The 13,640-nt window shown below is 55.9% G+C and carries 14 protein-coding genes; 6 read left to right on the plus strand and 8 right to left on the minus strand.

What is annotated here, in order from left to right:
• The first annotated feature begins 5 nt into the window (after positions 1–5).
• The 5 genes from OS190_RS15400 to OS190_RS15420 all read left to right on the plus strand — a co-directional run bounded on the left by OS190_RS15400 (position 6) and on the right by OS190_RS15420 (position 5,785).
• Positions 6–1,412, plus strand: a complete 1,407-nt coding sequence (locus OS190_RS15400) for an FAD-binding oxidoreductase (RefSeq protein WP_267159608.1) — start codon at positions 6–8, stop codon at positions 1,410–1,412.
• Positions 1,413–1,525: 113 nt separating this feature from the next.
• A complete protein-coding gene (locus OS190_RS15405) occupies positions 1,526–2,131 on the plus strand; it encodes a hypothetical protein (RefSeq protein WP_267159609.1) in 606 nt (201 codons plus the stop codon).
• Between the two features lie 393 nt (positions 2,132–2,524).
• Complete coding sequence (locus OS190_RS15410) at positions 2,525–5,020, plus strand: GcvT family protein (RefSeq protein ID WP_267159610.1); 2,496 nt, start codon at positions 2,525–2,527, stop codon at positions 5,018–5,020.
• Between the two features lie 255 nt (positions 5,021–5,275).
• Positions 5,276–5,560, plus strand: coding sequence for a hypothetical protein (locus OS190_RS15415; RefSeq protein WP_267159611.1), 285 nt, complete (start codon positions 5,276–5,278; stop codon positions 5,558–5,560).
• A 21-nt stretch (positions 5,561–5,581) separates the two neighbouring features.
• Entirely contained in the window at positions 5,582–5,785 is a 204-nt protein-coding gene (locus OS190_RS15420) for a hypothetical protein (protein WP_267159612.1), read from the plus strand.
• A 9-nt stretch (positions 5,786–5,794) separates the two neighbouring features.
• Here OS190_RS15420 and OS190_RS15425 read toward each other — a convergent pair whose 3' ends face one another.
• From OS190_RS15425 to OS190_RS15445, 5 genes are read right to left on the minus strand one after another with little or no spacing between them, the layout of a single operon-like run.
• Positions 5,795–6,580: a glycoside hydrolase family 25 protein gene (locus OS190_RS15425; protein ID WP_267159613.1), complete on the minus strand. Its 786-nt coding sequence runs from the start codon at positions 6,578–6,580 to the stop codon at positions 5,795–5,797.
• Positions 6,577–7,230 carry a DUF938 domain-containing protein gene (locus OS190_RS15430; protein WP_267159614.1) on the minus strand — a complete coding sequence of 218 codons (654 nt, stop codon included), beginning with the start codon at positions 7,228–7,230 and terminating at the stop codon, positions 6,577–6,579. The genes OS190_RS15425 and OS190_RS15430 overlap by 4 nt, the downstream gene beginning before the upstream one ends.
• A complete protein-coding gene (locus tag OS190_RS15435) occupies positions 7,227–8,306 on the minus strand; it encodes an NAD(P)/FAD-dependent oxidoreductase (RefSeq protein WP_267159615.1) in 1,080 nt (359 codons plus the stop codon). Before OS190_RS15435 ends, OS190_RS15430 begins: the two co-directional genes overlap by 4 nt.
• Positions 8,303–9,241 carry an aldo/keto reductase gene (locus OS190_RS15440; protein ID WP_267159616.1) on the minus strand — a complete coding sequence of 313 codons (939 nt, stop codon included), beginning with the start codon at positions 9,239–9,241 and terminating at the stop codon, positions 8,303–8,305. Before OS190_RS15440 ends, OS190_RS15435 begins: the two co-directional genes overlap by 4 nt.
• A gap of 27 nt (positions 9,242–9,268) precedes the next feature.
• Positions 9,269–9,877, minus strand: coding sequence for a glutathione S-transferase family protein (locus OS190_RS15445; protein ID WP_267159617.1), 609 nt, complete (start codon positions 9,875–9,877; stop codon positions 9,269–9,271).
• A gap of 61 nt (positions 9,878–9,938) precedes the next feature.
• On the opposite strand from OS190_RS15445, the gene OS190_RS15450 reads away from it, so the two are divergent.
• Positions 9,939–10,337: an ectoine synthase gene (locus OS190_RS15450; protein ID WP_267159618.1), complete on the plus strand. Its 399-nt coding sequence runs from the start codon at positions 9,939–9,941 to the stop codon at positions 10,335–10,337.
• 158 nt (positions 10,338–10,495) lie between these two features.
• Here OS190_RS15450 and OS190_RS15455 read toward each other — a convergent pair whose 3' ends face one another.
• From OS190_RS15455 to OS190_RS15465, 3 genes are read right to left on the minus strand one after another with little or no spacing between them, the layout of a single operon-like run.
• On the minus strand, positions 10,496–11,569 hold the full coding sequence (locus OS190_RS15455) for a BMP family ABC transporter substrate-binding protein (RefSeq protein ID WP_267159619.1): 1,074 nt from the start codon (positions 11,567–11,569) through the stop codon (positions 10,496–10,498).
• Positions 11,570–11,618: 49 nt separating this feature from the next.
• Positions 11,619–12,539 (minus strand): ABC transporter permease, encoded by a 921-nt coding sequence (locus OS190_RS15460; protein WP_267159620.1) that lies wholly within the window; start codon positions 12,537–12,539, stop codon positions 11,619–11,621.
• Entirely contained in the window at positions 12,539–13,621 is a 1,083-nt protein-coding gene (locus OS190_RS15465; RefSeq protein ID WP_267159621.1) for an ABC transporter permease, read from the minus strand. The genes OS190_RS15460 and OS190_RS15465 overlap by 1 nt, the downstream gene beginning before the upstream one ends.
• Between the last annotated feature and the right edge of the window lie 19 nt (positions 13,622–13,640).

Raw genomic sequence — 13,640 nt, forward strand, 5'->3', positions numbered from 1 at the left:
AAGATATGGCAGAGGGTGCAGCACTGACGCGCAATGACAATGGGATTGCGGCGGCTCTTGGCGTATTGAAGCAACAGTTCGGTGAAAGGTTCCAAACCGGGCAGGCGATCCGTGCGCAGCATGGCCATACTACGACCTGGATCGAAAACCAGATTCCCGATGGGGTGGTTTTTGCACATTCCACCGAAGAGGTTTCCGAGATTGTGAAGGTATGTGCAGCACATCGTGTGCCGATCATTGCCTTTGGCACTGGAACTTCCCTTGAGGGGCATGTGAATGCACCAATTGGCGGAATCTCGATCGATTTGAGCCAAATGGACAAGGTGCTGGAGGTCAACGCGGGGGATCTGGATTGCCGTGTGCAACCGGGTGTCACCCGCGAGGCTCTCAATACCCATCTGCGCGATAGCGGATTATTCTTTCCGATTGATCCGGGGGCCAATGCCTCGATAGGGGGCATGACTGCGACGCGCGCGTCGGGCACCAACGCGGTGCGCTATGGCACGATGAAGGACAATGTTGTGAACGTCGAAGCCGTGATGGCCGACGGGAGCGTTATCCGCACCGCACAACGGGCCAAGAAAACCTCGGCGGGCTATGATTTGACGCGGCTGATGGTCGGCTCCGAAGGTACCCTGGGGATCATCACGGAAATCACCCTGCGCCTACAGGGGATCCCAGAGGCGATGTCGGCCGCGCGCTGTTCATTTCCCTCAGTCGAAGCTGCGGCGAAAACGGTGATGGCGGTCGTACAATATGGACTGCCTGTCGCGCGGATCGAACTCCTGGATGCTTTGATGGTCCAGGCGGTAAACGCCTATTCCAAGCTTGATTTGCCCGAGACACCGCTCTTGCTGTTGGAGTTTCATGGCTCTGAAGCAGGTGTGACAGAACAGGCGGAAACCTTTGGACAGTTGGCTGAAGAAGAAGGGGGTAGTGGTTTTACTGCTACGACAACGCCTGAGGAGCGCAGCAAATTATGGCAGGCGCGGCATGATGCTTACTGGGCGATGCTGGCGTTGCGGCCGGGGTGTAATGCGGTCACCTCAGACGTTTGCGTGCCGATCTCCCGACTGGCTGAGGCTCTGACCAAGGCAGAGGGAAGGGCAAAGGAACTGGGGCTGACAGCACCGATTGTCAGCCATGCGGGCGACGGAAACTTTCACGCTACCATCCTGATCGATATGAAGGATGAGGTCCAAGTCGAAAGCGCCGCTGGCTTTATTTCTTGGCTCAATGACGTTGCCATCGGGATGGAGGGCACCTGCACCGGTGAGCACGGTATCGGACAGGGCAAACGCAAGTATCTGGTCAGGGAGTTGGGGCAGGAGACCCTGGATGTGATGGGTGCGATCAAAAAGGCGCTTGATCCCGACAATATCATGAACCCTGGAAAAATATTCTTGTCCTGAAGGGTATGAGGGGGCTCTGGCTGGGTGGCATAAGACATTCCATTGCCCAAAGGTTGCCCAGATGTCTACGCATTTCGGATGCAGTGTTTTCCAAACAATTGGAAGGCGGCACCATGTTAAAGGCAGTATTGGCTCTTGGACTGACAATGGCCATCGGGTCCGGCGGGTTAGCCTATGATTATTCGCAACAAACGGCCAGGATGTCGGGCGAACCGCTTGAGTTGGTGCACTACGCGGCAGGCCTGAAACTCCGTGTGGTGGACCTGATGGAACAAGATGTCGGCCCGAGGATTTCTGTGTTGCCGCAGATTGGACGCGGCATGTCGACCACGTCCTTTGAGACTGCGATGGGGCAAAACCCACGCAGCACAGGCCAACAAATCGATGAATTTGCCCAAGACAGTCCGCAGTTGCAGGCATTGATCAAAGCGGATCGCGCCCAAGCAAAGAAAAGTTGGTGGGCGAAGATAAGACAGAAGGTAGTGGGTGATAATGATAGGCCAAGATCCGACCGCCTTGCTGATATTAGGGAACGCAATTTCCCGAAACCGCGACAGGGGCTTGATCCAAGCGCATTGTCGGGGATGAATGCGGTTGAATTTTATGGCAACCGCGCCGCGATTAGCGAAGGTCTGGCCAATACCGCCTATAACAACATGAAGGCTGCGACCGAAGGCATGGACATGTCAGGTTATAATAGTCAAACGCTGGATTGGTAGGCTGCGACCCTGCCTTGCGGCGGGCCAGGTCTTTGGCTTGGAGCCAATGTCGAAGGCGACAGCACAATCAAACCACAGTTCCTGCAAGGCTGCGTTATGAAATACCTGCAGTTAAAAGCGGAAAACCCTGACCTCTGATCCATGACCCGTCGGGGTCAGAAAACTTGCAGGCGCAATCCGAAGCGGAAGTTTCATCAAGGGTGGCCAAGAATTTTCCGTCATGATCATCCTCGTCAAATCAACTTCCCGCGTGATGCGCCTGGCTGTCGCCAAAGGACCTGTCGCCCCGAGAACATGAGGTCGGTTTTTTGATATGTAGGGTCGGCTGCTGCGCGGCTCCTCAAGTGGGGGAGCGTACAACAGGAACAACACTGTCAGAAGGATTCGGGGCAAATGAAAACGAACGTCAAAGCATTGGTTGTCGGCGGTGGTGCCGTTGGAACCTCGATTGCCTATCATCTGGCGGCGGCAGGCTGGGATGATGTGATGTTGCTTGAGCGTGATGAATTGACGTCAGGCTCCACCTGGCATGCGGCCGGGCTGCTGCCGCTTTTCAATATGTCCTTTGCCACGACCCATATCCACCAGTATTCCGTTGAGTTTTACAAAGGCTTAGAAGCTGAGACCGGGCTCAATGCGGGCTTTGCCGTTGTCGGCAACCTGCGCATGGCCCAGACCGATGAACGCATGGATGAATATATGCTCTATGCCTCAACCGCGGAAACCTGTGGTGTGCCTTATGAATTCATGACCCCTGACGAGGTAAAAGCGAAATGGCCGCTGATCCGCACGGAGGATCTGAAAGGGGCGCTGTATCATCAGACAGATGGCTATATTAACCCTGCGGATGTGACCATGGCGATGGCCAAAGGCGCGCGTCAGCGTGGTGTCGCGATTGAACGCAAATGGCAGGCGGATGCGTTTCACTGGAACGGTACCCACTGGGAAGTCACGGTGACCAAGATGGTCGAAAAAGGCGGCAATCTGGTGCCATCCGAAGAGCAAATGGTGATCATTGCTGAGCATGTGGTGACCGCATCGGGCAACCACGCACAGCGCACAGCGAAAATGCTGGGCATCAAAATGCCGGCAATCCCCGTCGAGCACCAGTTCATCGTGATGGATCAGGACCCTGCATTGGTCGCGTTCCGCAAGGACGCTGGCAACCCGGAACATCCCGTCATCCGTGACGCGGATGCGCAGTCCTATGTACGGGAGGAACGTGGTGGCTGGATTCTGGGTGTCTATGAAAAACACGCGCCTGCACGTTTTGAATATGGTGTGCCTGACAGTTTCCGCGCCGATCTGTTCCAACTGGACCTTGAGCGGATCGAAGACCAATATGCCGCGATGATCCACCGGATTCCTTCCTGTGAGGACTCTGGCCTGAAGGATGATTTCAATGGCCCGATCTGTTACACGCCTGATGGCAACCCCTTGGTTGGTCCGGCACCTGGTTTGCGCAATATGTGGCTGGCCGAAGGGTTTTCATTCGGCATCACTGCGGCGGGCGGCACCGGCTATTACCTCGCGCAATTGATGGTGAAAGGGGAGGCCGAGATCGACATGGCCTCGCTTGACCCCAAACGCTACGGCGATTGGATGACCACCGAATTTGCGGCCCGCAAAAACGAAGAATGCTACGAACACGTTTACATCCTGCACCACCCTGATGAGGAACGCCCCGCCTGCCGGCCTCTGCGTACTTCACCGGCCTATGACCGTCAGGCCGCACGTGGCGCTCAATTTGGTTGGGTCAACGGCTGGGAACGTCCGAACTATTTCGCGCCTGAGGGGTTCAACGACCACGATGCACGCTCCTTCCGCCGGGGCGGTTGGTGGCAGTACGCGGTGGACGAAGCCAAGGCCGTGCGCGAAGGTGTTGGCCTGATTGATGCGACCGCATTCACCAAACATGTGGTCAAAGGACCCGGTGCAACGGCATTCCTTGACTGGTTCACCTGTAACAAACTGCCGTCGGTTGGCCGCATCAACCTGACCTATGCTTTGACCGGTGCGGGCACCACACGCACGGAATATACCATCGTGCGGATTGCACAGGATGAATATTACCTTGTCAGCGCAGGGGCTTGGACCGCCTATGACAGTGATTACCTACGCAAGGCGATTGAGGATAAGGCACCCGAATTCGACTATATCGAATGCCATGATGTGACCACGCAATGGGGTGTCTTCGCCATCGCTGGTCCGAAATCGCGCGATGTGTTGAACGAGATCGTCAAGGACGGCGAGCCCGAAACGGTATTGTCCAACAAGCGTTTCCCCTGGCTGACCATGCGTAATATCGAGCTGGGCATGTGTCCGGTAAGGGCGATCCGCGTGGCCTATACCGGAGAGTTGGGCTGGGAGCTGCATCACCCGATTGAAATGCAAAACTACCTGTTTGATCAGCTTGAGAAAGCCGGTGAAAAGCACGGGATGAAACTGGTGGGCGCACGGGCGCAGAACTGGTTGCGGCAGGAAAAATCCTACCGCGCCTTTGGCACCGAGTTGGGCCGCGACGCGACGCCGCTGGAGGCCGATCTGCCGCGCTTTGTCGACCTGTCGAAAGAGTTTCACGGCAAGGCGGCGATGGAGGCCCATGGCATCAACGCGAAATGTGTGACCCTGTTGATTGACGGGCCGGAAGATGCCGACCCATGGGGTCGTGAGGTTCTCTATGTTGAGGGCGAACGCACGGGGCGTCTGACATCAGGTGGCTATTCGGTGGCCTTCGGAAAATCTATCGGCATGGGGTATGTAAAGCCCGAACATGCGGTTGTGGGGACCAAACTGAAGGTCAAGATGTTTGATCAATTGTGGGACGCTGAGATCGTCGAGGACAGCCCCTATGATCCAAAGAATACCACGATCCGCATCGATGGCTAAACTGTTCACAATTCATTAACCAATCGGCGCGATCCTGACCTCAAGATCGATAAGAGGAAAAAAATGGACATCGCGGCACAGGTCAGTGGTCATCTCCGCAAGCTTGCGGGTGTTAACTTGTGCGACGACTGTTTGGCGGAAGACCTGGATCTGAGCCGGCGGCAGCAGGCGTTTCGGGTAACAAGTGCCCTTGGCACAACTGGGGAGTTCACGCGAGAGCGTGGAACATGCGATAAATGCGCTTTGGAAAAACTCGTGACCGGGGTGAAACCGCATGAACCTGCATGCCTGAACACCTTGAGCGTTACGCGTTTGTTCACGGAACATGCCAAAATTGAAGCTGAATTGAGGGCACGCAATGTCATCCGCTCCGCCAATAGCCCGGTTGGTGACTATGCCGAGACACTGTTTTGCACCGCTTTCGGATGGCAAATGCAGGGGGCATCGGTCAAAGGATATGACGCGCTTGATAGTGAAAATGTCAGGTATCAGATAAAGGCACGCAAGCTGAACAGCGAAAAAACATCGCGGCAATTGTAGGCGCTCAGAAACCTGGAAACGATGCCGTTCGACTATCTGGCGGGTGTCTTGTTTGCTGCGGATTTCAGCGTTTTACGCGCTTGTTTGATCCCTCACGCGGCGGTTCTGGAAAATACCAGAAGCTCCAGCCATACTAATAGCCATCTCTTTTATCTGCGTGATGCCGTCTGGGATTGGCCGGAAGTGATTGATGTGACGGCAAAGTTGAGGGTGGTGCGTTTGTAAGCCGATGCCCTACTGCGCCCGTCGCGCCAACCACGTGTTCCACACCTCACGACTGCCCGAAAAGGCGTTCAAATCGACCTCGCCTTGGATGCCGGGGATCAATCCGGTCGCGGAGTATTGCCAAAAGGTCCAGCCTTCGCCGGGGTATGCCTCACGTGGGGTCTTGGCGGTGCTGCGCAGCCAGTATTCATACCCGTGAAACGACTTCAGGTTGTTTTCCTCGTAAAACCGCGGGGTGGTATAGATGATCGGGCGCTGGCCGTAATGCGCTTCGACGATCCGTAACCAGACGCGCATCTGGCGCTGAACCTCGGCGGCGGGGGGGCGGACTTTGGCGCAGGTGGGAGAAAATGGGTTCCATTCCATGTCGAGCACCGGAGGCAAGGTGCCGCGGCTCCGCGGTACATTGCGAATGAACCACTGGGCCTGTACCTCGGGCGATGTACAAAAGTAATAAAAATGGTAGGCCCCACGCACCACAGCAGCTCGCCCGGCGCCTTGCCAGTGGTCCTTGAACGCCGGATCAAGCAGATCGCCGCCTTCAGTGGCCTTGAGAAACGCAAAGTTCACGCCATTGGCGCGCGCGCTGTTCCAATTGATGCTGGTTTGAAACCGTGCGGCATCGATACCATGCACAGGGAAGCGTCCAGGACGCGGATTTGAAAAATCGACCGGATCGGCATCGCGGAAATTTGCGGCGAACAATACTCCCGGTGCGGCGGGTGGTTTGCCCCCCGAATTGCCACAGGCGGCCAGGGTCAAGACAAGGAGAATGCTGAGAATGCGCGAGATCATGTTGCGGGCTTTCTGGCGACAAATGCAAGGTTGTTGGCAGGCAATTCATGGACGACGGGCGTTAGACCGGTACTGACGAGCCAGTTGTTTATGTCCTGTGTGTCCTTGTAGCCGATCCTTGGGTCTGTCTCGCGTAATTCACGGTCAAATCGCTGATCGCCATCGCTGGTCAATTCCCCATTCCGCTTGAAAGGGCCGTAGATGACCATGGTGCCGTTTCCATTGAGCGCTTGTGCAGCCTCTTGCAAAACGCGGCGGCTTTCTGTTTCGGAGATCAGATGCAGCAGGTTGACAATTACGATGAGATCCTGATCACGATGTTGCGCTGACCACCCCGCCATGCTGGCATCCAGACGTTGCGCGGGCCTGACATTTGTCAAACCAGCACTGTGAACATAGCTGTCGATACTCCGCAGCCGATCTGGATCCAGATCGGTTGGCTGCCATGTCACATTCGGCAATACTGCTGCAAAGGCAATAATATGTTGGCCAGTACCGCTTGCGATTTCCAGTGCGCTCCCGTTGTTCGGAGCGTGCTCTTGCAAAATCAGTGCAATGTGATCGACGTTGCGAGCGGCAGAGGGTGCATGCAGTTTCTCGCCCTCCGCCGGAAAGGCAACGCTGGCGCTGGGCGGCAATTGTTGTGTCATGGTCGCAACCTTTCAGGGGTAATTTCCGCCACCAGTTCAGCGGCCAACACAGGGGAACGTTTCATCACCAGATCGGCGAGAAACTGTGAAGCAGCTGGTGCCGTTTGAAACCCGTAACCGCCTTGCCCCGCACACCAGAAAAAATTGGCATCTTCTGGATCAGGCCCCAATACCAATGCACGGTCGGGTGCGAAACTGCGCAGTCCTGCCCATGATGTCAACAGCCGCGTAACAGGTACGGTGACGAAGGCTTCGTAACGGGCAAGGCCCTCGGCCAGAACCATGTCGTCAGCCCAGGCGTCCTGGGCCGTGACGGGGTCTTCTTCGGCGGGAGAAACCAGTAAAGCGCCTGCGTCCGGCTTGGCATACCAATCCTCGCCAACACCAAAGATCACCGGCCATTTGCTCACATCATGTTGCGCGGGAGCCGGGATGCGCGCCATGGATCGCCGAAAAGGAGTGATTCCGATCGGTGCAATTCCAGCCATCCGCGCAATGTCATCTGCCCAGGCTCCAGCGGCGTTTATCAGTAAACGGCATCTGTAGGTTGTTGCTCCCGTGGTGATTGCCCAACCTGATGCACTGCGTTCAATAGCCGTGACAGGGGCTTTGACAATGATCTGACTGCCATTGGACCTGATGTCGCGGGTGAAGTCCTGCATCATGCGGTCGGTGTCGATGTCTTGGGCCGCGGGATCATAAGCGGCGAAACCGATGTGTTCCCCTCTTAGAACCGGGACCAATGTGCAGGCATGATCAATGGATATTTGCGTCAGTCCCAATGATACGACATCCTGAAAAAAAGCCGTGCGTTCCTGTGTTCCCGCCAACAACAGCGACCCACGCGGACTGAGGTATCCGCCGTTGGCATGCTTGTGAAAATCAGCACTTGCCTTGTTCAACGCCACGACGCTGGGTAAGCCGTAGTTTTCTTCGAAAAGCGCCGCGGACCTGCCGGAGGCGTGATACCCAGTGCTGGCTTCCTGTTCCAACACGATTACCTTTGCCTCGGGCGACAGTCGTGCGGCGGCAGAAAGACCTGCGATGCCTGCACCTATGACGATGATGTCGCTCAAACCTGTTCTTCCAGGCGGTCGTTTGCAGGGGCAGGTGTTGGCGATAATGAGGTGACTTCAGCGTACAGGCGGGAGGTCATATCAAATTTCATGGCCTCCAGGGACGGTTGCAATTGCGCCAGGGTTCGGGCCGAAATAATCGGGCTTGGCCCAGTTGTGTGATGCGCAACCCATGCAACGGCCAGCGTTGCGGGATGCACAGAATTTCTTGTCGCCAGGTCACGCAGACCCGCGGCGGTCTCATGCATCCCGGAAGGGGCATATCTGGCGGCATAACGGTCATCTTTGGTCAGTCGACCGGAGCCTCCAGAGGCATATTTGCCGGTGAGTAGCCCACCGCCCAAAGGGGAGTAGGGCGCAACAAGGATACCCAGATCGTCGGCCATTGGCAGGATCTCAACCTCCGCCTGACGTTTGACAAGGTTGTACATTGGCTGGATCACATCGATATTTAATCCATATCGCTTTGCGATGTTCGCAGCCTTGACCACTTGCCACGCCGCAAAGTTGGATAAACCGGCATGGCGGATATGGCCCTTGGTCTTGAGGTCGGAAAGAGCCCGAAAACTTTCATCCATATCAGTATCAAGATCAAAGCGGTGCAGATAGAGAACATCCAGTGTGTCGATGTTCATCCGCTTGCGCGAGGTCTCGGCGGAGGTCAGAATATTGTCGCGCGTCGCCCCACCCTCATAGGCGGCCTTGGTGGCAATGATCAGACGTTCACGCGTGTTCTGGACAAAACCTCCAAGTAGGGTTTCCGACGCACCATCAGTGTAGACATGCGCCGTATCGAAATGGTTGATCCCCGCTGCGATGCAGGCCTCGAACATCTTTTGCGACTGGGATGCATCCGCACCACCGCCAAATTGCATCGTGCCAAAGGCCAACCTGCTGGCAGGTGTGCCATCTGGCGCTGAAAGGGTTTGTTTCATTGTGATATTCAAAATGATGCTACCAATTTAGCAATTACCCTTTTCCATGGCGCGTTTATAGGCAGGGCGGGATTGGATCATGTCCTGAAACGCAGTCAGCTTGGGGAAATCGTCGGAATATCCAAGGCGTCCTGAAATTTCAGCAGGAAAGCTGAGCATGATGTCGGCAGCAGACAATTCATCCAGCACAAAATGCCCTGATGTGCGCACCATCCCCTCCATATAGCTGAAGTGGCTGTTGAGTTCGGCATTGATGCGCGGATGCAGCGGCGCGCCTGCGTCTTTGAGCTTGCCAACATAGAGGTTCAGCAAGATCGGAATCATTGCGGAACCTTCGGCAAAATGCATGCATTCTAGATGGCGCAAATATGCATCGCTTGTAGCATCCGGGATCATTTGAGGTGCATGGCGTTGGCATAGCAGTTCAACGATTGCACCGCTTTCGATGACCAGCTTGCCGTCCATCTCGATCATCGGGGACTTACCCAGGGGATGCACTTGCAATAGCTCGGACGGAGCAAAGTTGGTGATCGGGTCGCGTTCATAGTGCACCACTTCGTAGGGGATACCGATTTCTTCGAGCAGCCAGAAGATGCGATGCGAACGGGAACGGTTAAGATGGTGCAGCTTGATCATGGGACTGGCTTTCCTGAGGGTCTGTATCCACACTATGCGAAGGGCAGCGAAAGGAAAGAGCATGATCATTCAGGACAAGACAAAGTTACAAGGCACAGCACGGGATGCCGCCGGACCGGGATGGCAGTCGCTGCGACTATTGGTGCGCTCGGATGGTATGGGGTTTTCGATGACAGAGACCAAAGTACTGCCGGGCGCAGTACTGAAACTGGAATACAAACATCATATCGAGGCATGCTATTGCATCGGCGGACGTGCAACTGTGGTGGAGGTGGCAACAGGTGCGCGACATGAGATCACGTCGGGAATGCTCTATGCCCCGGACCTCCACGACCGACATGAAGTGCATGTGCCCAAAGACGGAGGGGCATTGCGACTGATCTGCGTGTTCTCGCCTGCGCTGGAAGGGAACGAAGTACATGGACCGGACGGAAGTTACGCAGCGGCGGCGCAAGGTTGATCAAAGGTTCATTGTAACCGATTGAAATTGGTATCGCCACCACCTGGATTGCGCCAGCACATCCATCTCTGCGATCCAACTCCGGTCTGAACGCCCTCGCCAAAGCAAAAAAGGCCTCGCAGTTGCAAGGCCTTTCCCAGTTTTCTCACGGCATCGCGTTACTGCGGAATGTCACCTTCGATGCCTTCGACATAGAAATTCATACCCGCGAGCGTGCCATCATCAGCAACCTCCCCTTCTGCCAGGAAATCGCTTCCGTCCTGTTTTTTCAAAGGTCCGGTGAAGGCGTGATATGAGCCATCAGCCAGGGATGCCTTCAAGGCCAATGCCTCGGCTTTGATGTTTGCGGGAACCGCATCGGAAATTTCACCAATGCCAACCATGCCCGCGCCGATGCCATCCCAGGTGTTACCGGAGGTCCATGTCCCATCCATCACTGCCTTTGTGCGCGCAATGTAGTAGGGGGCCCAGTCATCAATGATAGACGACACGCGCGGCAATGGGGCGTATTGAGCCATATCGGAGGCCTGGCCAAAGGTGATCACATTGCCTGCCTCCTGTGCCGCCGCCTGTGGTGCAGTGGAATCAGTGTGTTGCAACACAACATCCGCGCCTTGTTCGATCAATACCTTCGCCGCGTCCGCTTCTTTCGCGGGGTCAAACCATGTATAGGCCCAGACGATCTTGAATTGCACATCAGGGTTTACCTTGCGCGCATGAATGAACGCGGAATTGATGCCGCGAATGACTTCGGGGATAGGATAGGAACCGATATAACCGATGATGTTGGATTTGGTCATGGAACCCGCGATATGGCCCTGAATGGCGCGACCTTCGTAGAAACGTGCGGAATAGGTCGCAACGTTCTCGGCCTGCTTGTATCCAGTGGCATGTTCGAATTTCACATTCGGGAATTTCTTGGCCACGTTGATGGTCGGGTCCATGTAGCCAAAGGATGTGGTGAAGATCAGGTCGGCACCGTCCAATGCCATCTGCGTCATCACCCGCTCTGAATCGGGGCCTTCGGCCACGGATTCAACGTAAACGGTTTCAACTTTATCGCCGAATTCTGCTTCAACGGCCAGACGGCCCTTGTCATGTTCATGTGTCCAGCCGCCATCGCCAATCGGCCCGACATAAACAAAGCCGACCTTGGTTTTATCTTGCGCCATTGCCGTGGTGGCCAAACCCAATGCCATCGCAGCACCGGTCAGGAGTGTGGTGAGTTTCATTTTATTCCCCAGTTGTGTCACCCTAGAGGGGTGTTTGCAGATTTGGCCCCTAAGAAGAGGCGTGAAAGGTGCGGCCAAGACATGCAGGTGCAGCAGACTTGTCCCGCGACAGGATCACCAGAACGATGATCGTGATTACATATGGTGACATTGCCAGATACTCCACAGGAATGGCAACGCCTGCGCCTTGCAGATTCAGTTGTAACTGGGTGATGCCTCCAAAAAGATAAGCCCCCAGCAGCAGCCGCCAGGGTTTCCAGCTTGCAAAAACCACCAGCGCAAGAGCGATCCAGCCGACACCGGCGGTCATCCCTTCGGTCCATTGGGGCACGCGGATCAGGCTGATGTAGGCCCCGCCGATGCCTGCACAGGCTCCGCCGAACATGATCGCCAGCGTGCGGATGCGCACGACCTTGTAGCCAAGCGCATGGGCGGCATCGTGGCTTTCTCCAACCGCCCGCAGGATCAGCCCCGCGCGGGTAAATTTCAGCACCGCCCATGTGGCGGCAACCAGCGCGATTCCAAGATAAAGGATGATGTCATGGGTGAAAAGGATGGGTCCGATGACGGGAATGTCGGAAAGCGGGCCAAAGTTGATGTCATTCAGCCGCGGCGGCTTGATCCCCACATAGGATTGCCCCAGCAGGGCGGAAAGCCCCAGACCAAAGAGGGTCAGCGCAAGACCCGAGGCCACCTGATTTGCCAGGGTGATCTGTGTCAGGAATGCAAACAGCAGGCTGAGAAGGGCACCGCCAACAGCCGCCGCCGCAAAGCCCAGCAAGGGTGATCCGGTCTCGACCGCCGTGGCAAAGCCACAGATCGCGCCAGTGATCATCATACCTTCCACGCCAAGGTTCAGCGTGCCGGATTTCTCGACGACAAGTTCACCGATAGCGGCAAAGATCAGCGGCGTTGCAGCGACAAGGAAGCCGGCGACAAAGAGGATCGGGTTGATTGCAGACAGGTCCATCACGCCACCTCCGTCCGGCCAAAGCGCAGCCGGTAATTCGTGAACATATCCAGCGCCAGCAGGAAAAACAGCAACATCCCCTGAAACACCTGAATGGCCGCGGCTGGCAGGCCAAGCTGGCTCTGCGCGATGTCCCCGCCGATATAGGTGAGCGCCATCAGCAACCCCGCCAGCAAAATCCCGATCGGGTGCAACCGCCCCAGAAACGCGACGATAATCGCGGTAAACCCGTAACCGACGTTGAAATCAATCGTGACCTGACCGGCAGGCCCCGATACTTCGAACATCCCCGCCAGGCCCGCCAGCAGTCCCGATATGCCCAGGCAGAACACCACCAGCCGCGTCGGATTCACCCCTGAGAACCTTGCAGCCCTCGGGGCTTCGCCGGTGACACGAATGGCAAAGCCAAGTCGGTGCCGGGTCAATAACACATAGGCAAAGATCACCGCGATCATCGCGCAGACGACCCCCCAATGCATGCCCGAGCCTGCGATCAGATCACCATTGAACGCGCTTTCATATTGTTGAAGATTACGTGAGCCGGGAAATCCAAAGCCTTCCGGATTTTTCAACAGGCCCAGTGACATGGACGCAAGAAACTGTTCTGCCACATAAACCAGCATCAAAGAAACCAGAATTTCGTTGGTCCCGAACTTCACCTTCAACAACGCCGGAATCATCGCCCAGATCCAGCCGCCAAAGGCACCAGCAAGCACCATCAGGGGGAAGATATAAAACCCCTCTAGGGGATAGAACGCCAGTCCCACCCCTGCGCCAAAAAGGGCACCCATGATATACTGCCCTTCCGCGCCGATGTTCCAGATTCCCGCTTTGAAACCCAGCGACAACCCAATGGCGATCAGAATCAGTGGCGCTCCCTTGATCAATAGCTGCGGACGGTAAAAAAAAGAAAACTCGCCGAATAACGGTTCCCAGAAAATCGTCTGGATCGAAGTCAGCGGCTCCTTTCCTAAAGCAGCAAATAACAGCCCGCCAAAGAACATCGTCGCCAGGACCGCCAGCAGAGGCGTTGCCAGCGAAAAGAGGCGGCTTGGTTGCGGGCGTTTTTCCAATCGGATCACAAAGGGTCCCCCAACTTCA

Source organism: Sulfitobacter sp. F26204 (assembly GCF_026410305.1).
GTDB lineage: Bacteria > Pseudomonadota > Alphaproteobacteria > Rhodobacterales > Rhodobacteraceae > Sulfitobacter.